General features: G+C 68.3%; 19 protein-coding genes and 3 tRNA genes. 20 read left to right on the forward strand and 2 right to left on the reverse strand.

Annotation, left to right across the window (positions count from 1 at the left end):
* The first annotated feature begins 58 nt into the window (after positions 1–58).
* From ACT3CF_RS05370 to ACT3CF_RS05385, 4 genes are all read left to right on the forward strand, one after another.
* A tRNA-Val gene (locus tag ACT3CF_RS05370) sits at positions 59–133 on the forward strand.
* A gap of 150 nt (positions 134–283) precedes the next feature.
* Entirely contained in the window at positions 284–1,585 is a 1,302-nt protein-coding gene (locus ACT3CF_RS05375; protein ID WP_478420918.1) for a metal-dependent hydrolase family protein, read from the forward strand.
* A gap of 207 nt (positions 1,586–1,792) precedes the next feature.
* Positions 1,793–3,391, forward strand: a complete 1,599-nt coding sequence (locus ACT3CF_RS05380) for a hypothetical protein (protein ID WP_478420920.1) — start codon at positions 1,793–1,795, stop codon at positions 3,389–3,391.
* Between the two features lie 86 nt (positions 3,392–3,477).
* Positions 3,478–6,186 (forward strand): TonB-dependent receptor domain-containing protein, encoded by a 2,709-nt coding sequence (locus ACT3CF_RS05385; RefSeq protein WP_478420922.1) that lies wholly within the window; start codon positions 3,478–3,480, stop codon positions 6,184–6,186.
* 75 nt (positions 6,187–6,261) lie between these two features.
* Here ACT3CF_RS05385 and ACT3CF_RS05390 read toward each other — a convergent pair whose 3' ends face one another.
* Positions 6,262–6,948: a prolyl hydroxylase family protein gene (locus ACT3CF_RS05390; protein WP_478420924.1), complete on the reverse strand. Its 687-nt coding sequence runs from the start codon at positions 6,946–6,948 to the stop codon at positions 6,262–6,264.
* 140 nt (positions 6,949–7,088) lie between these two features.
* Between ACT3CF_RS05390 and ACT3CF_RS05395 the strand changes: the two genes are divergently transcribed.
* From ACT3CF_RS05395 to ACT3CF_RS05445, 11 genes are all read left to right on the forward strand, one after another.
* Positions 7,089–8,231: an ATPase, T2SS/T4P/T4SS family gene (locus ACT3CF_RS05395; protein WP_478420926.1), complete on the forward strand. Its 1,143-nt coding sequence runs from the start codon at positions 7,089–7,091 to the stop codon at positions 8,229–8,231.
* 58 nt (positions 8,232–8,289) lie between these two features.
* A tRNA-His gene (locus tag ACT3CF_RS05400) sits at positions 8,290–8,366 on the forward strand.
* 70 nt (positions 8,367–8,436) lie between these two features.
* Positions 8,437–9,489: a Glu/Leu/Phe/Val family dehydrogenase gene (locus ACT3CF_RS05405; protein ID WP_478420928.1), complete on the forward strand. Its 1,053-nt coding sequence runs from the start codon at positions 8,437–8,439 to the stop codon at positions 9,487–9,489.
* Positions 9,490–9,626: 137 nt separating this feature from the next.
* Positions 9,627–11,363: an EAL domain-containing protein gene (locus ACT3CF_RS05410; RefSeq protein ID WP_478420930.1), complete on the forward strand. Its 1,737-nt coding sequence runs from the start codon at positions 9,627–9,629 to the stop codon at positions 11,361–11,363.
* A gap of 91 nt (positions 11,364–11,454) precedes the next feature.
* Positions 11,455–12,174, forward strand: a complete 720-nt coding sequence (gene ccmC, locus ACT3CF_RS05415) for a heme ABC transporter permease CcmC (RefSeq protein WP_478421364.1) — start codon at positions 11,455–11,457, stop codon at positions 12,172–12,174.
* Positions 12,171–12,302: a hypothetical protein gene (locus tag ACT3CF_RS05420; RefSeq protein WP_478420932.1), complete on the forward strand. Its 132-nt coding sequence runs from the start codon at positions 12,171–12,173 to the stop codon at positions 12,300–12,302. The genes ccmC and ACT3CF_RS05420 overlap by 4 nt, the downstream gene beginning before the upstream one ends.
* Complete coding sequence (ccmE, locus tag ACT3CF_RS05425) at positions 12,299–12,733, forward strand: cytochrome c maturation protein CcmE (RefSeq protein ID WP_478420934.1); 435 nt, start codon at positions 12,299–12,301, stop codon at positions 12,731–12,733. The genes ACT3CF_RS05420 and ccmE overlap by 4 nt, the downstream gene beginning before the upstream one ends.
* Positions 12,730–14,724, forward strand: coding sequence for a heme lyase CcmF/NrfE family subunit (locus ACT3CF_RS05430; protein WP_478420936.1), 1,995 nt, complete (start codon positions 12,730–12,732; stop codon positions 14,722–14,724). Before ccmE ends, ACT3CF_RS05430 begins: the two co-directional genes overlap by 4 nt.
* Positions 14,721–15,254 carry a redoxin family protein gene (locus tag ACT3CF_RS05435; protein WP_478420938.1) on the forward strand — a complete coding sequence of 178 codons (534 nt, stop codon included), beginning with the start codon at positions 14,721–14,723 and terminating at the stop codon, positions 15,252–15,254. The genes ACT3CF_RS05430 and ACT3CF_RS05435 overlap by 4 nt, the downstream gene beginning before the upstream one ends.
* Positions 15,255–15,298: 44 nt before the next feature.
* On the forward strand, positions 15,299–15,685 hold the full coding sequence (locus tag ACT3CF_RS05440) for a cytochrome c-type biogenesis protein (protein ID WP_478421365.1): 387 nt from the start codon (positions 15,299–15,301) through the stop codon (positions 15,683–15,685).
* Positions 15,682–16,377, forward strand: coding sequence for a tetratricopeptide repeat protein (locus tag ACT3CF_RS05445; protein WP_478420940.1), 696 nt, complete (start codon positions 15,682–15,684; stop codon positions 16,375–16,377). The genes ACT3CF_RS05440 and ACT3CF_RS05445 overlap by 4 nt, the downstream gene beginning before the upstream one ends.
* Positions 16,378–16,471: 94 nt before the next feature.
* Here the strand turns inward: ACT3CF_RS05445 and ald are convergent, their stop codons facing one another.
* Positions 16,472–17,578 (reverse strand): alanine dehydrogenase, encoded by a 1,107-nt coding sequence (gene ald, locus ACT3CF_RS05450; RefSeq protein ID WP_478420942.1) that lies wholly within the window; start codon positions 17,576–17,578, stop codon positions 16,472–16,474.
* Between the two features lie 151 nt (positions 17,579–17,729).
* Here ald and ACT3CF_RS05455 point away from each other — a divergent pair, with 151 nt between their 5' ends.
* The 5 genes from ACT3CF_RS05455 (at position 17,730) to ACT3CF_RS05475 (ending at position 22,239) form a co-directional block, all read left to right on the forward strand.
* The gene (locus tag ACT3CF_RS05455; protein WP_478420944.1) at positions 17,730–18,200 is read left to right on the forward strand and encodes an Lrp/AsnC family transcriptional regulator; all 471 of its coding nucleotides are present in this window, start codon (positions 17,730–17,732) and stop codon (positions 18,198–18,200) included.
* A gap of 204 nt (positions 18,201–18,404) precedes the next feature.
* Positions 18,405–20,303, forward strand: coding sequence for a potassium transporter Kup (locus ACT3CF_RS05460; protein ID WP_478420946.1), 1,899 nt, complete (start codon positions 18,405–18,407; stop codon positions 20,301–20,303).
* Positions 20,300–20,809 carry a 2'-5' RNA ligase family protein gene (locus ACT3CF_RS05465; RefSeq protein ID WP_478420948.1) on the forward strand — a complete coding sequence of 170 codons (510 nt, stop codon included), beginning with the start codon at positions 20,300–20,302 and terminating at the stop codon, positions 20,807–20,809. Before ACT3CF_RS05460 ends, ACT3CF_RS05465 begins: the two co-directional genes overlap by 4 nt.
* Positions 20,810–20,852: 43 nt before the next feature.
* Positions 20,853–20,929: transfer RNA gene (locus ACT3CF_RS05470), tRNA-Met, on the forward strand.
* A 293-nt stretch (positions 20,930–21,222) separates the two neighbouring features.
* Positions 21,223–22,239, forward strand: a complete 1,017-nt coding sequence (locus ACT3CF_RS05475) for an Ldh family oxidoreductase (protein WP_478420950.1) — start codon at positions 21,223–21,225, stop codon at positions 22,237–22,239.
* Positions 22,240–22,306 lie beyond the last annotated feature (67 nt).

Genomic DNA, 22,306 nt, shown 5'->3' on the forward strand with positions numbered 1-22,306 from the left:
TGGACAGGCGCAACGCAGCGCCCTAAAGGCCCGCTTCCCGGATTTGCCGCAAGGCAATGGGCGCGTAGCTCAGTGGTAGAGCACTGTGTTCACACCGCAGGGGTCGCAAGTTCAATCCTTGCCGCGCCCACCATTTTGAAGAAGCCCGCTGGCCGAACGGCTCGCGGGCTTCTTTGCTTTTGCGGGCATTCGCCTTGCCCGTGCGGCGGTGCCGGTGCCAGGATGCGCGGCGATGGTCGCAATCGGGGGCAACGGAATGGCGTGGGCGAACGGACGGAAGCGCATGGGGGCGGTGCGGGGACTGGCGCTGCTGGTCGCCACGGTCACGGCCGGCGGCGCACAGGCGCAGAATGGCGCGGCACCGCCCGCGGTTCCAACGGCCGATGCGGGCGCGGGGGCCGTACTGCTGGTGCCCGACCGCGTGTTCACCGCCGAGGACCGGGTGAGCCATGCCGGCTGGAAGGTGCTGGTCGACCATGGCCGGATCGCGGGCGTCGGTGAAACGGTGACGCCGCCGCCGGGCGCGACGGTGCTGCGGCTCGCCGGGACGACGCTGATCCCCGGGCTGATCGACCTGCACGTCCACCTGTTTCTCCACCCCTATGACGAGACGAGCTGGAACGACCAGGTGATTAAGGAGCCGCTGGCGCTGCGTACCGCGCGTGCGGTGGCGCAGGCGCGGACGACGCTGATGGCCGGGTTCACGACGGTCCGCGACCTGGGCACCGAAGGCGCGGGGGAAGCCGATGCCGGGCTGAAGACGGCGATCGCGCAAGGGATCGTTCCCGGCCCGCGGCTGCTGATCGCCGGTCGCGCGCTGGTGGCCACGGGCGCCTATGGTCCCAAGGGCTATGCCTTCGACGTGCCGCAGGGCGCCGAGGAGGCGAGCGGCGAGGGGCTGGTCGCGGCGGTGCGGCGCCAGATCGCGCATGGCGCCGACTGGGTGAAGCTCTATGCCGATTATCGCTGGGCGCCGGGCGAGCCGAGCCGGCCGACCTTCAGCCAGGCCGAAATGACGGCCGCCGTCGCGGCGGCGCACGATGCCGGGCGCAAGGTGGCGGTCCATGCGAGCACGCCCGAGGGGATTCGCCGCGCGGTGCTGGCCGGCGCCGACACGATCGAGCATGGCAACGATGCGACGCCCGAGACGCTGGCGCTGATGCAGGCGCGCGGGACGGCGCTGTGTCCGACGCTGGCCGCGAGCGAGGCAAGCGCGCGCTATGCCGGATGGAAGGCGGGAACGCCCGAACCCGAGGCGATCGCGGTCAAGCGGCGAAGCTATGCCGCCGCGCTGCGATCGGGCGTGACGCTGTGCGTCGGCGGCGACACCGGGGTGTTTCGCCATGGCGACAACGCGCGCGAGATCGAGCTGATGGCGCAATGGGGGCTGGCACCGGCCGAGGCGCTGCGCATCGCGACCGCGGGCAATGCGCGCATCCTGGGGATGGGCGACCGCATCGGCCGGATCGCGCCGGGGCTGGAGGCCGACTTGGTCGCGGTGGCTGGCGATCCGAGCGTCGCGCCCGCCGATCTGCGCCGCGTCACCTTTGTCATGCAGGCCGGGCGGATCGTGCGCGCGCCCTGACCGACCGCGCATTGTGCGGGGGCGATGCTGCATTGCATCCGCGCAACGCCTTCGAACTGTCATATGACAGTCACGCAACTGTCTCTGAAAACGCGTTTTGGCGTCATCCAAGCCCGTTAGCCGCCGGATGTGATCGATCGAGCCATCGAGTCGATCCCGCGCATTCGCCCTCGGCACAACCCGGCGCCCTGCCGGAACGGAGACTTTATGGCCAGCTTCAAACGCGTCAGCCTCGTTCTAGCCACCAGCTGCGCTGCCGCAGCGCTGTCCGCCTGTGACGGCGCCAACGACATTGCCTCGCCGGGCACCGGCGGCAACGTCATCATCAACAATCCGACGCCGACCACCCCGACCCCGACGCCGACGCCGACCGGCGGGACGGTGAAGGCGGCCAGCGGCTGCCCGACGATCGCGGACCCGCAGGGCCTGACCGACAGCGGCGTCATCACCGGCCCGACGGGCGAATGGCGCGTGTGCACGCTGCCGGCCAAGATCAACGTCAGCACCAACCTGCCCAAGCTGCCGGGCCTGCTCTATCGCCTCGGCGGTCGCGTCGACGTGGGCAGCGACCTGGGCGCCACCCCGGTCGCGGGCGAGAAGAGCGTGACGCTGTCGATCGAACCCGGCGTCATCGTCTTCGGCGGCACGGGCGTGTCGTGGCTGGCGGTCAATCGCGGCAACAAGATCAACGCGGTCGGCACGCCGACGCAGCCGATCGTCTTTACCAGCCGCGACAATGTGCTGGGCCTCAACGGCGACAGCGCGTCGGGCCAGTGGGGCGGCGTGGTGCTGATGGGCCGCGCGCCGATCACCGACTGCGCCGCGACGGGCGCGACCCCGGGCACCGTCGGCTGCGAACGCCAGACCGAAGGCGCGGTCGACCCGGCGACCTATGGCGGCGCGACGCCGAACGACAACAGCGGCAAGCTGAGCTATGTCCAGATCCGCTTCTCCGGCTATGTCCTGTCTGCCGATGCCGAACTGCAGTCGCTGACGACCGAGGGCGTGGGCACCGGCACGACGATCGACCACATCATGAGCTTCAACAGCTCGGACGACGCGGCCGAATTCTTCGGCGGCCGGGTGAACATGAAGTATTTCGTCGCGGTCGGCGCCGAGGACGACAATCTCGACACCGACACGGGCGTCAAGGCGAACTTCCAGTATGTGCTGGCGGTCCAGCGCTCGGGCATCGGCGATGCGATGATCGAGGCCGATTCGGACAACAGCAATGACGGCCAGACGCCGCGCCAGAACACGCTGGTGTCGAACGCGACCTTCCTCCAGCGGTCGACCACGGGTGCGGACCTGGCGGCGATCCTGCTGCGCGGCGGCACCGATTACTCGCTGGTCAATTCGGTGGTGGTGAGCCCCGACCTGCCGTGCCTGCGCATCAGCCGCACGAACACGATCCAGGCCGCCGATCCCGCGCAGGACGAGGCCGGCCCGCCGGTGTTCCGTTCGGTGGTGATGCAGTGCGCGTCGACCAAGTATCTGGGTGCGAACGGCGTCACGGCGGCGAACGTCCAGACCATTTTCGGCTCGGGCGCGAACGGCAACAACGACGCCTTTACGCCGACGCTGACGACGCTGCTCGCGGGGACGCCGGCATTCGTCAACGGCGCGTCGGAAGCGGCGGTGACGGCGTTCGACGCGTCGACGCTGGGCGCCTTCTTCGAAAAGGCGGGCTTTATCGGCGCGATCCGTTCGACCGACACCTGGTTCCAGGGCTGGACCTGCAACAGCGCCACCGCGAACTTCGGTTCGGGCAACACCGGCGCCTGCACCAGCCTGCCCACGAGCTGAGGCCGGCCACAGGCAGTGCGATACCAAGGCGGGACGTGGCCCGGGTGGCGACGTCCCGCCCCGTCTTTACATTTCGGGGATTGACCATGACGAAGCCGTCCGGGCTTGCACGCCTGCTGCTCGTTTCCACCGCGCTGGCGGCGCCGCTTGCCGCCCACGCCCAGACCACGCTGCCCGACACCGCGACGCGCGCCGACGCCCCGCAGGCAGGCACTCCCGCCGAGGCGAGCGGCGATGCCGCGCAGGATCAGGCCGCGCAGGACCAGGCCGCACCCGACATTTCGGTTCCCGGCGGCGGCGGCGAGATCGTGGTGGTGGGCCGGCGCGGCGCCAACGTCACCCGGTCGACGCCGCAGGTCGTCTCGGTCCTGTCGAGCGCCGACATCGCGCGGACCGGCGAGGGCGACATTGCCGGCGCGCTGGGCCGCGTCACCGGCCTGAGCGTGGTCGGCAACGGCTTCGTCTATGTCCGCGGCCTCGGCGATCGCTATTCGCTGGCGCTGCTCAACGGGTCGCCGCTGCCGAGCCCGGAGCCGCTGCGCCGCGTGGTGCCGCTCGACATCTTTCCCACCAACGTCATTGCCTCATCGCTGGTCCAGAAGAGCTATTCGCCCAATTTCCCCGGCGAGTTCGGCGGCGGCGTCATCAACCTGACGACCAAGGCGGTGCCCAAGGAGAGCTTCCTGTCGATCTCGGGAAGCGTGGGCGCCGACAGCCGGACGACGGGGAAGCTCGGCTATGTCTATGCCGGCGGCGGCAACGACTGGACGGGGTTCGACGACGGCACGCGCCGGACGCCGCCCGCGCTCCAGAACTTCTTCAACGGTCGCCAGCGGATCAGCGACCTGAGCCTGGCCGACCGGCAGGCGATCGCCGGGCAGCTCGTCAATGCGCGCACGGCGCTGTTGCAGCGCAATACCGACATGCCGGTCAACTGGTCGGCCAACCTGACCGCCGGCACCGCGATCGATACGGGCGACGATGCCCGCCTGGGGCTGATCGCGGCGGCCGGGTACAGCAGCAAGTTCCGGACGCGCGACGCGACGCAACAGGCCGCCGATTCGGCCGACCTTTCGAGCAAGCGGTTCGATTATGAGCGCGTCATCACCGACAATCGCGTCGTGGTGAACGGGCTGCTGGGCCTGGGTTTCGAGTTCGGCGACAACAAGCTGCGCTGGACCAACCTGTATATCCGCGACACGCTGAAGCAGGCGCGGCTCGGCCGCGGCATCGACTATACGTCGGGCGACCGCCAGCGGATGCTGCAGGATACCGCATGGTTCGAACGCCAGCTGATCGACACGCAGTTCGTCGGCGAGTTCAAGATCCGCGGGATGAGCGTCGATGTGCGGCTTGGCTATGCCAATTCGAAGCGGCGCTCGCCGTTCGAAACCTCGATCGGCTATGTGCTGGCGACCGAACGGGCGTTTCCAGGTTATGGCGGGAATTACATCAACCGCCTCGACAACCAGCTCGGATCGGCCGACATCGCCTTTTCGCGGCTGAACGAGGACCTCTATTCGGGCGGGCTGGACTTTTCCTACAAGTTCTCGCCGGCGCTGACGATGAGCGCGGGCTATGCCTATTCGGACACGAGCCGCACCTCGGCGCGGCGGGAGTTTCAGATCCGCGCGGGCAGTCTGGAGAATTTCCCGGTCGGCGTGAGCATGCTGCGCCCCGACCTGCTGCTCGGCGGGGCGATCATCAAGGCGTTCAACCTCGACATCGTCGAGCCGACCGAGACCGATCCGGCGTTCCGCGCCGCGCTGCTCAGCCAGGCGGCGTATCTGAAGGGCAATGTCACGCTGGCGCCGGGCCTGACGCTCGATGCCGGTTTCCGGTTCGAGACGGCGCGCCAGACGGTGTCGCCGTTGCAGGTGTTCACGACGCCGAGCAATTCGGGCGCATCGAACAAGATCGAGCGCGACTATCTGTTGCCCGCCGCGACGCTGACATGGGAAGTCGCACCGCAGATGCAGCTGCGCGTCAGCGGATCGAAAACGATCGCGCGGCCGCAGTTCCGCGAGCTGCTGTTCCAGCAATATTATGATCCGGAGACCAACCGCCTGTTCCGCGGCAACCCGTTGCTGCGCGACAGCCAGTTGTACAATGTCGATGCGCGCTGGGAGTGGTATTTCGCTCCCGACCAGCGCGTCTCGCTCGCGGGCTTTTACAAGAAGATCGACAAGCCGATCGAGACCTATAGCAGCTTCATCGCCGAGGATCCGTTCACCAGCTTTGCCAATGCGCCGCGCGCGACGCTGTGGGGCGGCGAGGTCGAGGCGCAGAAATACATCCCCGTCTGGGGTTCGCGCCGCGCGGTGCTGATCGCCAACTATACCTATTCGAAGTCACGGGTGAAGGTGCGCCCGGGCGATACGACGACGATCTTCACCGGCGCGGTCGGATCGTCCGAGCGTCCGGCGAGCGACTATTTCCTCGATGCCCGCCCGCTGACCGGCCAGTCGGACCATCTGGTCAACCTGGAAGTGGGGCTGGAGGACCAGGACCATCTGTCGCAGCAGACGCTGTTGTTCACCTATGCCAGCAAGCGGCTGACCTCGCGCGGGCCGGGGCTGTTGCCCGACATCTATGAATATCCGGGCGTCCATCTGGATTTCGTCGCGCGGCAGGGCATCCGGATCGCCGGGGTCGAGATGGAAGCCAAGCTCGAGGTGCGCAACATCACCGGCACCAAGTACAAGGAGTATCAGGAGCTGGGGAAGAACCGGATCTATTACAACCTGTACAATGTCGGCACGACGGCGACGCTGGGGCTGTCGCTCAATTTCTGATGCGCGGGGCAGGGGCCGGGTTCAGCCCGGGCCCTGCCGCCGTTCCGGATGGTTGACCGGCGGCGGCCTTCGGCGTCAGCCCTGCCACGGCAGTTCGCGGAACCACTGGGTGATGACATATTTGGTGCCCGCGCGAACCTTCATCGCGTGGTGGAGTGTCGCGGGGTTGGGCGAGCCGTCCGGGCAGCGATTGTTCCAGGCGAGCAGCTTGCCCGGTTCGGGCTGAACGGTCTTGTCGATCACCTTGAACCGCGTGGCGCCTCCGGCCTCGACCGCGTTCAGATAGACCATCACCGTCCAGCTGCGCTGGCCCGAGCGTTCGCAGAAGCGGAGATAATCGAGCCCGTCGGGTTCGAAATAGTCGGTGTGCGCCTTGAACTCCTGTCCGACGGCATAGCGTTGCCCCTGCATCGGCTCGGCATGTGCGGGCGACAGGCCGGTGAGGGCGATGATCCGGCGGCGAAGTTCGGCAACCGACGGCTCGTCCGAGGCGAGGTCGCAGGTCTCGCTGGTGCGGAACGCGGCTTCGCCGGTGTCGTCGGCGATCGTCGAGGGCCGTCGATGCCGGTCGATCTGATCGATCAGCGCGGCGCAGAGCGCCGGATCGACGAAATCGCGCACGATGAACAGCGACACCTTGGGATGCGGCACGCGCTGGACGTCAGGCTGCGAGGAGAGGCGAGCCACCACCGGTTCTGCGGGGAGCCCGCCGCCGAAATCGGGCAGCGGGGCGGGGGCGGGCGGTGACGGCGCGGACGACATCGTCCCTTCCTGCCAAAAGCCTGTGGTGCTGGCCAGACCGATCGAGTTCGGGCGGCCAAGACCATCGAAATGCAACAAAAGTGACCGCGAAAGTTCAAACACGATTACTAGCGCTGAACTTCCGCAACGGAAGGGCAGGGATGGAGCGATCGCAGGAAGCCTTTACTCCGCACGACCATCCGGCGTCGGCCGAACCGGCGATGCTGACGGCGGTGATCGATCAGGCGCGGCAGGCGCGGGCGACGCACGTTCATATCGACCATCGCATCGACGATTCGCGCTGGCGGATGCGCGTCGATGGATCGTTGACGCACGCCGAACCCCTGTCGCCCGCCGCTGCGTCGGCGATCCTGGCCTGGAGCATGGCCGTCGCACCGCATGGCCATTTCGGCCTTGCCGACGGCAGCGAGGTGTCGGTGGCGACGCTGGCGATCGCCGGCGGACACCGGATCGTGATCGGGATCGGCGACGAGGATCGCGAGGATGCCGCGCTGGCGGCGCTGGGGCTGCGCGGTGCCGCGAACATGGCGGTGGTGGCGGCACTGCGCCAGGGCGGGCTGGTGCTGGTGACCGGCCCCGAGGCGGATGCGACGCGCACGACGCTGCACGCGCTGATCGCGCATGTGGCGGGCGACGACCGTGTGACGCTGATGCTCGGTGCCGGGCGTGTCGCGGATCTGCCGCCAGGTGAGGGCGTGGTGCGCGCGATTGCCGGAAGTGCCGATGCGGCGACGGTGCGATCGGCGATGCGGCAGGATCCCGACGTGCTGGCGATCGACGGGCTGGCGTCGCGCGAGGCTGCGATGCTTGCCGCACAGGCGGCCGAGGGGCGACGCCTGGTACTGGCGACGCTGGCCGCCCCCGACACGATGGGGGCGATCCGCCAGCTGCGCGCGTGGCGGATCGAGCCCTTTCAGCTCGCCTCGACGCTGACGCTGGTGATGGCGCAGCGGCGCGTGCGGATGCTGTGCCCGGAATGTCGCGCGCCGATTCAGGCCGAGGGATCGGTGTCGGCGTTGCTGGGGTTCGACCCGGGCACGATCGTCTTTTCGCCCAGCGGGTGCGAATCGTGCGGCGGCAGCGGCCATGCCGGCGAGAGCGCCGTGTTCGAGACGATCCAGGTCGATGCCGCGCTGCGGCGGCTGATCAACGACGGCGGTGACGAGGCGATTCTGGCGCGCCACGCCTTTTTGCGCGCGCCGACGCTGGGGGCGGCGGCGCGGCGGCTGGCGCGCGACGGAATCATCGCGCCGGCAGAGGCGGTGCGAATTTCTCGCGGTTAGGATCGTGTAAGCATCTTGCGCATTGCTGCGGAGGCGGCTAAGCGGCGCCTTCTTCGCGGCGACCGTAGCTCAATTGGTTAGAGCACTGGTTTGTGGTACCAGGGGTTGCGGGTTCAAGTCCCGTCGGTCGCCCCAGCGTTTTCATGCGGCCAGCGGCCCCAGATGCGGCGCTGCGCCACGCTCTCTTCCGCCAGATGAGGATCCCGTGACGACCGATTGGGGCTATCCCGATTTCGACGCGCACGAAGCCGTGCACTTCTTCACCGATCGCGCGAGCGGACTGAGCGCCGTCATCGCGATTCACTCGACCGCGCTTGGTCCGGCGGCCGGGGGCGTCCGCTTCTGGCATTATGCCGATTCGCACGCTGCGGTGACCGATGCGCTGCGCCTTTCGCGCGGGATGAGCTACAAGAACGCGATGGCCGGGCTGCCGCTGGGCGGCGGCAAGGGTGTCGTGCTGGCCGATCGGCCGGGTGCGGTGATCAGCGAGGCGCAGCTCAAGGCGTTCGGTCGCGCCGTCGAATCGCTCGCCGGTCGCTATGTCACCGCCGAGGACGTCGGTATGTCCGAAGCGCGGATGAAGGTGGTGGCGACCGAGACGCGGCATGTTTCGGGCCTGCCCGTCGCCGACGGCAGCGCGGGCGGGGACCCCGGCCCGGTGACGGCACGCGGCGTCTATCTGGGCATCAAGGCGGCGGCGAAGCGTGCGCTGGGCGCCGAGACGATGCAGGGCGTCCGCGTGGCGATCCAGGGTGTCGGTTCGGTCGGCGGCAATGTCGCGCGGATGCTGGCGGCAGACGGCGCCAAGTTGGTGCTTGCCGATGTCGACACCGCGCGCGCGCAGAACCTGGCGGCGGCGCTGGGCGCCGAGACGAGCGACCCGCAGGCGATCCTGAGCGTCGAGACCGACATTCTGAGCCCGTGCGCGCTGGGCGGGATCCTGAACGCGACGGCGATCGCGGCGCTGCGCTGTCGTGCGGTCGCCGGGGCGGCGAACAACCAGCTCGCCACCGGCGCGGAGGGGCAGTTGCTCCACGATCGCGGGATCCTGTACGCGCCCGATTATGTCATCAACGCCGGCGGCATCATCAATGTCGGGCTGGAATATCTGGGGCAGGGCGATCGCGCCGAGGTCGACGCCCGCGTCGCGCGCATCCCCGACCGGCTGGTCGAGGTGTGGGACGAAAGCGAGCGCACCGGCGATCCCGCGAGCGTCGTGGCCGACCGTATCGCGCAGCGGCTGATCGGTCGGGGCTGACCCGGCCGACCGCGCCGGGCGGGGCCGCCGGGCGTCGATTGCGCTCAAACGCAGGCCGATGCCGCGCCTGCCGTGAATCTCATCCTATAAATGAAGGGATGGGGCTCGCAGCGAAACGATCTGAAGCAGCGCGGCAGATGGCGTTGAGCCGGCTTGGACTGATGAACGTCCGGCCGAGCGAGCGGTTCGACCGCATCACCCGGCTTGCCTGCCAGCTCTTCGGTGCGCCTGTCGGTGCGGTTTCGCTGATCGACGGCGACCGTCAGCGGTTGATGTCGCGGGTGGGCACGACGCTCGAATGGCTTCCGCGCGAGAACTCGCTGTGCGCGCGCGTCGCCGAACAGGGGCGGCCGATCGTGATCCCTGACCTTCGCGCCCGGTCGAAGATGCCCGATCGGCCGGGGCTTTCGCCCGATGTTCGCTTTTACGCGGGCGCACCGCTGGTGACGCGCGACGGCATCGCGATCGGCGCGCTTTGCGTGCTTTCGCCCGAGCCGCGCGAAGTGAACGACGCCGCGGTGCTGGGCCTGCAGGATCTCGCGGCGCTGGTGATGGCGCAGGTCGAGATGGAGCATGCGGTCGGGCGGATCGATCCGATCAGCGGCCTGCCCAATCGCAACCAGTTTTTCGACGACCTCGAGGATCTGGCCCGCACCGCCGGCGACGAGCCGCGCATGGCGGTCGTGGTGGATCTGGCGAGTGCCGAACAGGTCGCGCACATCCAGCGCGTGCTGGGTCCGGCCAAGCTCGACGCAATGATCATGGAAGGGGCGGCGCATATCTGTGCCCAGCTCGGCCCGCGCCGTCGCGCCTATCAGATTTCGCCGACGCAGATCGCGTTCATCGGCCCCGCCCGTGCGGATACGGCCGATTATGTGATGCTGCTGGAGGAAGAGCTGGTGCGCACGCGCGGACGGACGAGCGTGGGCTTCGTCGCCGAGGCGGCGATCGGCGTCACCTCGTTCCTTCCCGGCAAGACCAGCCCGCGCGACGTGCTGCGCCAGGCAAGCGCCGCAGCGCTCGACGCGCGGCACCAGGGATCGCCGGTGGGGGTGCATTGCAGCACCCGCGATTCGGCGCATCGCCGACGTTTCCGGCTGCTTCAGGATTTCGAGACGGCGTTGCTCGATCCCGAGCAGCTTCGCCTGGTGTATCAGCCGCGGATCGACTTCACGACGATGCGCTGCCACCAGGCCGAGGCGCTGCTGCGTTGGCGGCACCCCGAGCTGGGCGAGGTTTCGCCGGGCGAATTCATCCCGATCGTCGAGCATTCGGCGCTGGCGCGGGCGATGACCGGAACGGTGATCGACATGGCGCTCGCCCATCTCGCGCGCATCCGCGAGACGCGGCCGGACTTTTCGATGTCGGTGAACGTGTCGGTCGCGAACCTCGAGGAGCCCGATTTCGCGGGCAAGGCGCAGCTCTATCTGTTCAAGCACCGGGTGCCGCCCGAGGCGCTGGAGCTGGAGGTCACCGAAAGCCTGTTCGTCGCGAAGCCGCGCCACGCGCACGACCAGCTCGCGCTGCTCAACCAGGCCGGCATCCGGCTGGCCGTCGACGATTTCGGTACCGGCTATAGCAGCCTTGCGCGATTGCATCGGCTGCCGGCGCAGGTCGTCAAGATCGACCAGAGCTTCGTGCGCGACATGACCGCGAGCGTTCGGCACCGCAAGCTGGTCGCCGCGATGATCCGGATGTCGCAGGACATGGGGTTCCGGGTGGTCGCCGAGGGTGTCGAGGATTCGCTGAGCGCGACGATGCTGCGCGACATGGGCTGCGACGAGGGCCAGGGCTATTATTTCGGTGCGCCGATGGAGGCCGATGCCTTTGTCGAATGGCTGAAATCGGACGCGGTCGCCCGCCGGGCAGCCTGAACCGGGCGCCGCCGCCGGGCACAACGCTATAAGCAAACACCACAAAGTGGATTCGGGTCGCAATCGCCGCTATTGCCGCGCTGTTACTGCCGTGATCCATGCACTCGCCAATCCTGCGCGCTTCCTGAAGCTGGCGCGCCCGCTGACGCCCCTGTTCTTCTGGGCGGGGGTCGCGCTCGCCCTGATCGGTTGCTGGGCTGGGCTCACCCAGACCCCGGCCGACTATCTGCAGAAGGACAGCGTCCGAATCCTCTATATCCATGTCCCCGCCGCCTGGCTGGGAATGGGCGGATGGAGCGGGCTGGCGGTCGCCAGCTTCGCCTATCTGATCTGGCGCCACCCGCTTGCCAACCTGGCGGCGCGGGCGATGGCGCCGGCGGGGGCGACCTTTGCCGCGATCTGCCTCGTCACCGGCTCGATCTGGGGCCGGCCGACCTGGGGGACGTGGTGGGAATGGGACGGGCGACTGACGTCGATGCTGCTGCTCTTCTTCGTCTACATCGCCTATATCGCGCTGGCGCGGGCCGATGCCGAGCGCGGCGGCGACGGGCGGGTGCCCGCGCTGTTCGGCGTGGCGGGCTCGGTGTTGCTGCCCGTGATCCGTTATTCGGTGGTGTGGTGGAACACGCTGCACCAGGGGCAGAGCATCGGTCTGGGGCGCTCGACGATCGATTCGTCGATGCTGTGGCCCCTGTTTTTCACCATGAGCGGCTTCACCTTCCTGTTCGCCGGCATCGTCCTGATGCGGATGCGCGCCGCGCTGGCGACGCAGAAGGTCGAAGCGCGCCTGAAGCGGATGGCGACACAATGAACCACTGGCTGTTCGTCTCGGCAGCGTATCTGATCACCGCGGCGGGCACGGCGTTGCTGGCCGCGTTGAGCTGGGCCGCGATGCGCCGCGCCGAAAGCGCCGCCGAAAGCCTGAGGCGCGATCGATGAAGGCGAAGCATCAGCGGCTGGTGCTCGGCCTCCTCGCGCTGGGCGCGATCGGTGGTGCAAGCGCGCTTGCCCTGTCGGCGCTGAAGGACCAGGCGGCGTTTTTCTATGCACCCGGCGACGTTGCCGGGGGCGGTGCGCCCGTCGGCAAGGCGGTGCGGCTGGGCGGCATGGTCGAGGCAGGGTCGTTGCGTCACCTGCCCGACGGCGTTTCGATCACCTTTGCCGTGACCGACGGCAAGGCACGCGTGCCGGTGTCGTTCCGGGGCGTGACGCCGGACCTGTTCAAGGAAGGATCGGGCGTCGTGGCCGAGGGCAAGTTCACCCCTGAAGGCGCGTTTGTCGCCGACAACCTGCTCGCCAAGCATGACGAGCGCTACATGCCCCCGCAGGTCGCGGGCAAGATGCACAAGTCGGACAGCCTGGCGAAATGATCGCCGAGGCTGGACTGGCCGCGCTGTGGCTCGCGGCAGGATTCGCGTTGATGCAGCTGGTGCTCGCCTGGGGCGTGGCCAAGGCGGCGCGGACGGGCAAGAACCCTGCGATCGTGCTGGGCGCATTGCGGCGCACGGCGGTGGTGCAGGGGGTGCTGACGCTCGGCGCCTTTGCGGCGCTGATCGCGCTGTTCGTGCGATCGGACATGTCGGTGCTGCTGGTCGCGCAGAACAGCCATTCGCTGAAGCCGCTGCTCTACAAGATCGCGGGCGCATGGGGGAACCATGAAGGCTCGATGCTGCTGTGGGTCACGGTGCTGGCGCTGTGCGGCGCCGGCGTCGCGCTGTTCGAGCGACGGCTGGCAGCGGGAACGCTGGGCGCGACGCTGGGTGCGCAGGCGGCGATCGCGCTGGGCTTCTATGCCTTTCTCGCCTTTGCCTCGAACCCCTATCTGCGGCTGAATCCGCCCGCGCCGGACGGGCAGGGGCTCAACCCGCTGCTTCAGGATCCCGGCCTCGCCTTCCACCCGCCGACGCTCTATCTCGGCTATGTCGGGCTTTCGGTCGCGTTCAGCTTTGCGGTGGGCGCGCTGTTGATGCGCGACGTGGGTCCGGCCTTTGCCCGCGCGATGCGGCCATGGGTGCTCGCGGCGTGGATCTTCCTGACGATCGGCATCACCGCCGGCAGCTATTGGGCCTATTACGAGCTCGGCTGGGGCGGCTGGTGGTTCTGGGATCCGGTCGAGAACGCGTCGCTGATGCCGTGGCTGGCGGCGACGGCACTGCTCCATTCGGTCAACGTCCTTGCGGCGCGCGACGGCCTGCGCGCGTGGACGCTGATGCTCGCGGTGGTCGCCTTCTCGATGTCGATGATCGGCACTTTCCTCGTGCGTTCGGGCATTCTGGTGAGCGTCCACGCCTTTGCCGTCGATCCGACGCGCGGCACGTTCATCCTCGCGCTGCTCGGCATCTATATCGGCGGCGCGCTCGCGCTGTTCGGCGCGCGCGTGGGCAGCGTGACGCAAGGATCGACGTTCGAGCTGGTCAGCCGCGAGGGCGGGCTGGTGCTCAACAACCTGCTGCTCTCGGTGATTCTCGGCGTGGTATTCATCGGCACGCTCTATCCGCTGGCCGCGCAGGCGATGGGCGTGCAGCTTTCGATCGGCGCGCCGTTCTTCAACAAGGCGATCACGCCGGTGGCGCTTCTGCTGGTCGCGGCGACTGCAGCGGGGCCGTTGCTGCGCTGGCGACGAGACGCGGCCGCTGCGTTGGCGCGGCGAATGGTTGCGCCCGTCGCGGTCGCCGTGCTGAGCCTGGTGTTGCTGATCGCGGTCGCCGGGACGGTGCATTGGATGGCGATGCTGGCGATCGCGCTGGGCCTCGGCCTTGCCGTCGCAAGCCTGTTGCCGCTGCGGGGCCGCCGGCTGCGCACGACGCCGCTGCCGATCTGGGGCATGGTGATCGCGCATCTGGGTGTTGCGATCAGCCTGGTCGGCATGGCGAGCGACAGCGCGTTCAAGCAGGAACGACTGGCGGCCGTTTCGGTGGGCGAGAGCGTCGATGTCGGTCCGTTCAAGGTAACGCTGGCCGAGGTGCGCCCGACGATCGGCCCCAACTGGTCGGCGGTCGAAGCGCGGCTCGAGGCGCGGCGCGGCAGCGGCGCGGCATTCGCCCTGGTGCCGCAGCAGCGCTTCTTCAGCACGCCGCCGACCACGACCAACGAGGCCGCGATCGCGACGCTTGCCGACGGCCAACTCTATACCGTGCTGGGGCAGAACGACGCGCAGGGGCGCTGGCAGCTGCGGCTGTGGTGGAAGCCGTTCGTGACGCTGATCTGGCTGGGCGGCGGGCTGATCGCGCTCGGCGGGCTGATCGCGCTGGTCGGCCGCGTGCTCGACCGTCTCCGCAGCGCACGCCGCCGGACGGCGGACGATGCACCGGAAGCCGGCGCCGAGATCGGCGACGACGAAGGGGAGGCTGCGGTCGCATGAAGCGCAACCTGATGATCTGGGCGCCGCTGGCGCTGTTCGTCCTGCTGTTTGCACTGGTCGCCTTCGGCCTGCGCAAGCCCGCCGACCGGACCGTGCATTCGGCGATGGTGGGCAAGCCGGTGCCCGCGCTGGCGCTGCCGCCGCTCTTGCCCGATCGGCCGGGGCTGCCCGCCAATGCCTTTACCGCGACGGGCAAGCCGCGGCTGCTCAACCTGTTCGCGAGCTGGTGCATCCCGTGCGCCGCCGAAGGGGCGCAGCTGATGAAGCTGAAGGCCGCGGGCGTCCAGATCGACGCGATCGCGGTGCGCGATACGCCGGAGGCTGTGCAGGCCTTTCTGGCGCGCAACGGCGATCCCTATGCCCGGATCGGCGACGATCGTCAGAGCGCGGCCCAGCTTGCGCTGGGATCGTCGGGCGTGCCCGAAAGCTTCGTGATCGATGCGCATGGCCGCATCGCCTATCAGCATATCGGCGACATCCGGTCCGAGGACGTGCCGATGCTGCTCGCCGAGCTGGAGAAGGCAAAGTGAGCGTGCGGCTTCCCGTGCTGCGCGCCGCGATCGGCGCCTGCGCGATCGCGCTCGCGCCGATCGGGGTGGCGAGCGCCGATTCGAACCGTCCGCCCGCGCCGCTCGCCTATACGCAGCTCGCCGACCCGGTGAAGGAAGCGCGTGCCAAGGCGCTGATGGAGACGCTGCGTTGCCTGGTATGCCAGGGCCAGTCGATCGCCGACAGCGATGCGGAAATGGCCGGGGACATGCGCGCGCTGGTGCGGGCGCGGATCGACGCGGGCGAATCGCCCGAGCAGGTCCGCCGCTGGCTGGTCCAGCGCTATGGCGACTATGTGACCTATGACCCGCCGTTGAGCTGGGTGACGGCACCCTTGTGGATCGCGCCGGTGGCGCTGTTGCTCGTCGGGCTGGTGATCGCGCGACGGACCTTCCGGAGACGCAGGCAATGATGGGATGGATGCTGGTGGGCGCGATGGCGCTGGGCGCGCTGGTGGCGCTGCGCCTGAGCGGCTATCCGCGCGGCCTATGGTCGATCCCGCTCGCGGCGGTGCTGCTGGGGGCGGCGGGCTATGCCTGGCAGGGGAGCCCGGGGCTGGCGGGGCACCCGGTCGCGGCCGAGGCTCCCAAGGGCGAGGTCGATCGCGATCTGGTCGCGCTCCGCGAGAAGATGTTTGGCCGGTTCAACTTCGACTACAGCTATTTCACAGCAGCCGACGCGATGACCCGCGCCGGGTCGCCCGACGACGCCGTCAACGTGATGCTGGGCGCCGTGCGCAAGTCGCCCAAGGACGCCGCGCTGTGGACCGGGCTGGGGCTGGTCCTGTCCGAACATGACGCGATGCAGATGTCGCCGGCGGCGAAGCTGTCGTTCGAACGGGCGATGCAGCTATGGCCCAAGCATCCCGGGCCGCCCTTCTTCTATGGCCTTGCCTATGTGCGGGGCGGCAAGCTGGCCGAGGCCAAGCCGCTCTGGACCAAGGCGCTGGAACTGACGCCCGAAAAGGCCAGTTTCCGCGACGAGCTGCTCGTGCGGCTGTTCCTGCTCGATCGCGTGCTTCAGATCCGCGCGGCGCAGGAGCGGGGCGAGGCGCCGCCGCCGATCGCGCTGCCGCCGGGGCTGCGCCAGCCGCCTGCGCGCTGATCGACCGGGCATTCGCGCGAAAACGCAACGAAAAAAGGGGGAGCGACCATGGCCGCTCCCCCTTTCTTGCGTCGGTCAGCCAAGCCGTGGCCGGTCAGCCCGCCCAGGCCTCGAACGGCAGCTCGAGCGCTTCGGCCACCGCCTGATGCCGGATCTTGCCGCCCGACACGTTGAGCCCGTTGGCGAGGTGACGATCGGCGCGCATCGCGCCCTCTGCACCGAGATTGGCGATCTTGACCACGAACGGCAGCGTCGCGTTGTTGAGCGCGAAGGTCGAGGTACGCGCGACCGCGCCTGGCATGTTGGCGACGCAATAGTGGATCACGCCGTCGACTTCGAACACGGGATCGTCGTGCGTGGTCGCGTGGCTGGTCTCGAAACAGCCGCCCTGGTCGATCGCGATGTCGACGAGCACCGACCCGCGCTTCATCGTCTTGAGCATGTCGCGCGTGACGAGGCGGGGGGCCGCCGCGCCGGGCACGAGCACCGCGCCGATCACCAGATGCGCGTTGGCCACGGCCGCCGCGATCGCCGCGCGCGAGGCATAGGCGGTCTTGATCTGGCTGCCGAAATGCAGGTCGAGTTCGGCCAGGCGATCGTTCGAGATGTCATAGATGGTGACGTCGGCACGCAGCCCCACCGCCATCTGCGCCGCGTTGATGCCGGCGACACCGCCGCCGAGGATCGCGACGCGCGCCGGCGCCACGCCCGGCACGCCGCCGAGCAGCACGCCGCGGCCGCCCTGTTCCTTTTCGAGATAGTGCGCGCCGACCTGGATCGACATGCGGCCGGCGACTTCGCTCATCGGCTTGAGCAGCGGCAGCGACCGCGAGTCCGAGGTGACGGTCTCATAGGCGATGCAGGTTGCGCCCGACGCCATCAGCCCTTCGGCCTGGGGCTTGTCGGCCGCGAGATGGAGATAGGTGAACAGCGTGTGGCGCGATTCGATCATCGCGATTTCCTGCGGCTGCGGCTCCTTGACCTTCACGATCATGTCGCTGCCCGCGAAGACCGCGGCGGCAGTCGGCGCGATCGTCGCGCCGGCGGCGACATAGGCCTGATCGTCGAAGTCGATCCCGGCGCCGGCGCCGGTTTCGACCACCACGCTGTGCCCGGCGGCGATCAGTTCGGCGACCGACGGGGGCGTGAGGCCGACGCGATATTCGTGATTCTTGATTTCCTTGGGAACACCGATGCGCATGATTGCGAACTCCAAAGGGAAGGATCCGGGTTTCGGATTGGACCTCGACTGTAACAAAGTTGCGCGAGCGAATCCCTGCAAAGTGCAGGCGCCAAATGGTTGGGTCGTGCATGGATTTGCGATAGGGTCGCCTCGAATTGGAGAATCATGCATGGATCGCATCGATCGCGGCATCTTGATGCTGTTGGCTGAAGATGCGCGCGCGCCGGTGAGTCAGGTGGCCGCTGCCGTCGGGCTTTCGCAATCGGCCTGTACGCGCCGCATCCAGTCGCTCGAGGCGTCGGGGCACATCATCGGCTATGGCGCGCGGCTCGGGCATCGACGGCTGGGATTTCGGCTGACGGCGTTGGTCGACATCACGCTGGGGTCGCAGGTCGAGGAGGATCTGGCGCAGTTCGAACGCGCGGTGGCCGCGATCGACGGGATCGTCGAATGTGCGCTGGTATCGGGCGGGCAGGACTATCGGCTCAAGATCCTGTGTCGCGACCTCGACGATTATGAGCGGCTCCATCGTGAGCATCTGGGACGCCTGCCCGGCGTGGTGACGATCAACAGCAGCTTCGTGCTGCGATCGGTGCCGACGCGGAGCGAGGCCGACGCGATGTTTGCGACACCGGGTTGAATACGGGTATTCCGGAACGGCGTGTTGCGATGCAACCAATGCCGTTCTCCGGCGTCCCCCCAGGGGACATTGCGGGGAAGCGTCTGCACATGCTAACGGCGCGCACCCGATGCTGGCAGGAATGCAGGTCTGAATGACCAGAAACGTTTCGCCCTTTCCAGGTTACGGCGCGCGGTGAGCACCGCCCCCGAGGGCGCCACGGTTGTGCCTGCCGAAACCGGCGATCATGCCCATGCGCACGGCCATGCGACCGATGCGACGTGGAAGCTGGCGCTCGGCGCGATCGGCATCGTGTTCGGCGATATCGGCACGAGCCCGCTCTATGCGTTCCGCGAGACCTTTGCGGGCCATCACAAGCTGACGCTCGATCCGCTGCACATCATGGGCGTCATCAGCCTGATGTTCTGGTCGATGATGGTCGTGGTGACGCTCAAATATGTCGCGATCATCATGCGCGCCGACAACAAGGGCGAGGGCGGCAGCCTGGCGCTGCTCGCGCTGATTTCGGGCCGGACCGATCGTTCGCGCTGGACGCAGGGAATCGTGCTGCTGGGCGTGTTCGCGACCGCGCTTTTCTATGGCGACTCGATGATCACGCCGGCGGTTTCGGTGCTGTCGGCCGTCGAGGGGCTCGCGGTGGCCGCGCCCGGTTTCCACCGGCTGGTGATCCCGATCGCGGTCGTGATCCTGGTGATGCTGTTTTCGATCCAGCGGACGGGCACCGCGCGCGTGGGTGCGCTGTTCGGGCCGGTGATGGCCGCCTATTTCGTCATCATCGCGACGCTGGGCATCATCAGCTTCGTTCAGACGCCGGCGATCCTCGGTGCGCTGTCGCCGCACCATGCCTATCAGTTCTTTGCAAGCGATCCGCTGCGCGCCTTCCTCGCGCTCGGCTCGGTCGTGCTCGCGGTGACGGGGGCCGAGGCGCTCTATGCCGATATGGGGCATTTCGGGCGCAAGCCGATCCGCGTATCGTGGCTGTTCTTCGTCCTGCCCGCGCTGATGGCGAACTATATGGGGCAGGGGGCGCTGCTGATGCGCTCGCCCGAAGCGCTGGAAAGCCCGTTCTACATGCTCGCGCCCGAAGCGCTGCGGTTGCCGCTGGTGGTGGTGGCGACGATGGCGGCGATCATTGCCAGCCAGGCGGTGATCTCGGGCGCGTTTTCGGTGACGCAGCAGGCGATCCAGCTCGGCTTCGTCCCGCGGCTGCGGATCGAGCATACGAGCGCGGCGACCGCGGGGCAGATCTATATCCCGCTCGTCAACTGGGCGCTGATGGCGATGGTGATCCTGCTGGTGCTGTCGTTCCAGACCTCGTCCAACCTGACCGCGGCCTATGGCATCGCGGTGACGGGCGCGATGTTCATCGACAATTGCCTGCTCGCGGTGGTGCTGTTCGGCCTGTGGCACTGGAAGAAGCGCTATGCGCTGCCGCTGCTGCTGCTGTTCTTCACGGTCGACCTGGCCTATCTGGCCGCCAACCTGACCAAGGTGCCCGACGGCGGCTGGTTCCCGCTGACGATCGGGCTGTTCGTGTTCACGCTGTTGACGACCTGGTCGAAGGGCCGCAAGCTGATGATCGACCGGCTGCGCGAGAGTGCGATGCCGATCAAGATCTTCATCGAATCGGCGGCGACGACGGCCACGCGCGTGCCCGGGACGGCGGTGTTCATGACCTCGACCCCGGACGGCGTGCCGCAGGCGCTGCTCCACAACCTCAAGCACAACAAGGTGCTGCACGAACGCGTGGTGCTGCTGACGGTGCGGATCGCCGACGTGCCCTATGTCCCCGACAGCGAGCGGCTGAAGGCGGAGGATCTGGGCAAGGGTTTCCACCGCATGCTGCTCTTCTACGGCTTCATGCAGGAAGCGGACGTGCCCACCGCGCTCAAGCAGAATGCGGTGTGCGGCGCGCCGTTCAAGATGATGGAGACCAGCTTCTTCCTCGCACGGCAGACGCTGTTGCCGTCGTCGCGGCCGGGAATGATCCTGTGGCGCGAGAAGCTGTTCGCGTGGATGCTGCGCAACGCCGAAAGCGCGATGGAATTCTTCAAGCTGCCGACCAACCGCGTGGTCGAACTGGGCAGCCAGGTCGAGATTTGAGCGAGGCGGCGCCGCTGATCGTCACCGCGCGGTTCGGCGCGCGCGACTTCGCCTATCTCGACGGGCTGCGGCGGCGTCATTTCCCGCCCGAGCGCAACCTCGTGCCCGCGCATTGCACGCTGTTCCATCATCTTGCGCCGCAGTTGGGGGACGAATTGCGGCACCGTCTGGCGTCGATGACGCGCGGCGTGGCGGCGCCGCGGGCGTGGCTGGGCGGGCTGATCGACCTGGGGCGCGGCGTCGCCTTTCGAATCGAATCGCCCGAGCTGGAGGCGATCCGCGCCGAACTGGCCGCCGCCTTCGCGCCGATGCTGGTGCCGCAGGATCGTGCGGGATGGCGACCGCACATCACGATCCAGAACAAGGTCGCACCAAGCGATTCCAAGGCCTTGCTGGCCGAATTGCGTGCCGATTTCGTCCCGCGGCCGCTGGCGATCGCCGGGCTGGCGAGCTGGCATTATCGCGGCGGGCCGTGGGAAGCACATTCTTCGCACAACTTCGCTTGACGCGGGCGAATCTCGCCCCTATTCGGCGGCCCTCGCTCGTTGGGGCGGAGTAGCTCAGTTGGTTAGAGCAGCGGAATCATAATCCGCGTGTCGGGGGTTCAAGTCCCTCCTCCGCTACCACCCCTAAGCCTTTGGCTTTGCAGCGTTTTGGTTCCGTAAGCAGCCCAGTGGGCGCCGGAATGTCAGCCCAGTTTCGGCAATGGTCCTTTCAGGTCGCGTCACGTCGTGTGCGCCGGCCTGCTTGACACGCGGCCGGCTTCCCGCGAGTTTGGTATACGAAATACGCGTTCGGCGTGTGGGTTCGGGGGATGATGCCATCCGGTTCGGCGCAGAGCGCCGGGCGACGGCGGTTTCCATGGGCTTCGCGCGTCGAGTGCGTACCGATTTGCCATTTAGCCCAAGAGTTTAGCGCCATGTCCAACGCCAAGGTCCGCATGACGATCGACGAGGTGCGTGCGCTCGCGCATTCGGTGCTGGAGCATTGCGGGCTTGCGCCGGCGCATGTCGCGGCCGTGGCCGAGACGATCGTGGCGGGCGAGCGCGACGGCTGTACGTCGCATGGGCTGTACCGGCTGCTGGTGTGCGCGCGGACGATCCGCGCGGGCAAGGTGGCGGTCGACGCCGAGCCGGCGGTGCTCGATTCGCCCGCCGCGCTGGTACGCGTCGATGCGCGCGGGGGCTATGCGCAGCTTGCCTTCGCGATCGGGCGGCCGCTGCTCGAGGCGCGCGCGCATCGGCACGGGATCGCGGCGATGGCGATCACCAACTGCGTCCACTTCGCCGCGCTGTGGCCCGAAGTCGAGGCGCTGGCCGAGGCGGGACTGGTCGCGTTCGCGTGCACGCCGAGCCACGCCTGGGTCGCGCCGGCGGGCGGCAACGCGCCGATCCTGGGCACCAACCCGATCGCGTTCGGTTGGCCGCGCAAGAACGGTCGCCCCTATGTCTTTGATTTCGCGACCAGCGCCGTCGCGCGCGGCGAGATCGAGCTGCACGCGCGCGAGGGGCGCGAGATCCCTGACGACTGGGCGATCGACGCCGAGGGGCGGCCGACGCGCGATGCGCGGGCGGCGCTGGCGGGGGCGATGCGGACCTTTGGCGGGCACAAGGGATCGGCGCTGTCGACGATGGTCGAGCTGATCGCGGGGCCGCTGATCGGCGATCTGACGAGCCGCGAATCGATGGCCGCGGACGGCGGCGCGGGGGCTTCGCCGCTGGGCGGCGAGCTGATTATCGCCGTGGATCCCGCAGGATTCCTGGGTTCGCGGCTGCCCGACGAGCTCGACCGGGCCGAGGCGCTGTTCGCCGGAATCGAGGGGCAGGGCGCCCGGCTCCCGTCGGCCCGGCGCTATGCCGCGCGCGCGGTGAGCGACGCCGAAGGCGTCCTGGTTTCGGCCTCAATGCTGGGCGAAATCCGCGCATTGCTGCACTGAATCGCGCGTTCGGACGACGATCGGCGTCGAAAAGGCGCAATCCGGCGCCCTTGTCATGCCGTTCGCA

The organism is Sphingomonas chlorellae (assembly GCF_056485145.1).

What these genes read in the sequence shown, in the direction of transcription:
- ACT3CF_RS05375 (WP_478420918.1), top strand. Translation starts at nt 284, where the DNA reads ATGGGGGCGGTGCGGGGACTGGCGCTGCTGGTCGCCACGGTCACGGCC.
- ACT3CF_RS05380 (WP_478420920.1), top strand. Translation starts at nt 1,793, where the DNA reads ATGGCCAGCTTCAAACGCGTCAGCCTCGTTCTAGCCACCAGCTGCGCT.
- ACT3CF_RS05385 (WP_478420922.1), top strand. Translation starts at nt 3,478, where the DNA reads ATGACGAAGCCGTCCGGGCTTGCACGCCTGCTGCTCGTTTCCACCGCG.
- ACT3CF_RS05390 (WP_478420924.1), bottom strand. Translation starts at nt 6,948, where the DNA reads ATGTCGTCCGCGCCGTCACCGCCCGCCCCCGCCCCGCTGCCCGATTTC.
- ACT3CF_RS05395 (WP_478420926.1), top strand. Translation starts at nt 7,089, where the DNA reads ATGGAGCGATCGCAGGAAGCCTTTACTCCGCACGACCATCCGGCGTCG.
- ACT3CF_RS05410 (WP_478420930.1), top strand. Translation starts at nt 9,627, where the DNA reads ATGGCGTTGAGCCGGCTTGGACTGATGAACGTCCGGCCGAGCGAGCGG.
- ACT3CF_RS05420 (WP_478420932.1), top strand. Translation starts at nt 12,171, where the DNA reads ATGAACCACTGGCTGTTCGTCTCGGCAGCGTATCTGATCACCGCGGCG.
- ccmE (WP_478420934.1), top strand. Translation starts at nt 12,299, where the DNA reads ATGAAGGCGAAGCATCAGCGGCTGGTGCTCGGCCTCCTCGCGCTGGGC.
- ACT3CF_RS05430 (WP_478420936.1), top strand. Translation starts at nt 12,730, where the DNA reads ATGATCGCCGAGGCTGGACTGGCCGCGCTGTGGCTCGCGGCAGGATTC.
- ACT3CF_RS05435 (WP_478420938.1), top strand. Translation starts at nt 14,721, where the DNA reads ATGAAGCGCAACCTGATGATCTGGGCGCCGCTGGCGCTGTTCGTCCTG.
- ACT3CF_RS05445 (WP_478420940.1), top strand. Translation starts at nt 15,682, where the DNA reads ATGATGGGATGGATGCTGGTGGGCGCGATGGCGCTGGGCGCGCTGGTG.
- ald (WP_478420942.1), bottom strand. Translation starts at nt 17,578, where the DNA reads ATGCGCATCGGTGTTCCCAAGGAAATCAAGAATCACGAATATCGCGTC.
- ACT3CF_RS05455 (WP_478420944.1), top strand. Translation starts at nt 17,730, where the DNA reads ATGGATCGCATCGATCGCGGCATCTTGATGCTGTTGGCTGAAGATGCG.
- ACT3CF_RS05475 (WP_478420950.1), top strand. Translation starts at nt 21,223, where the DNA reads ATGTCCAACGCCAAGGTCCGCATGACGATCGACGAGGTGCGTGCGCTC.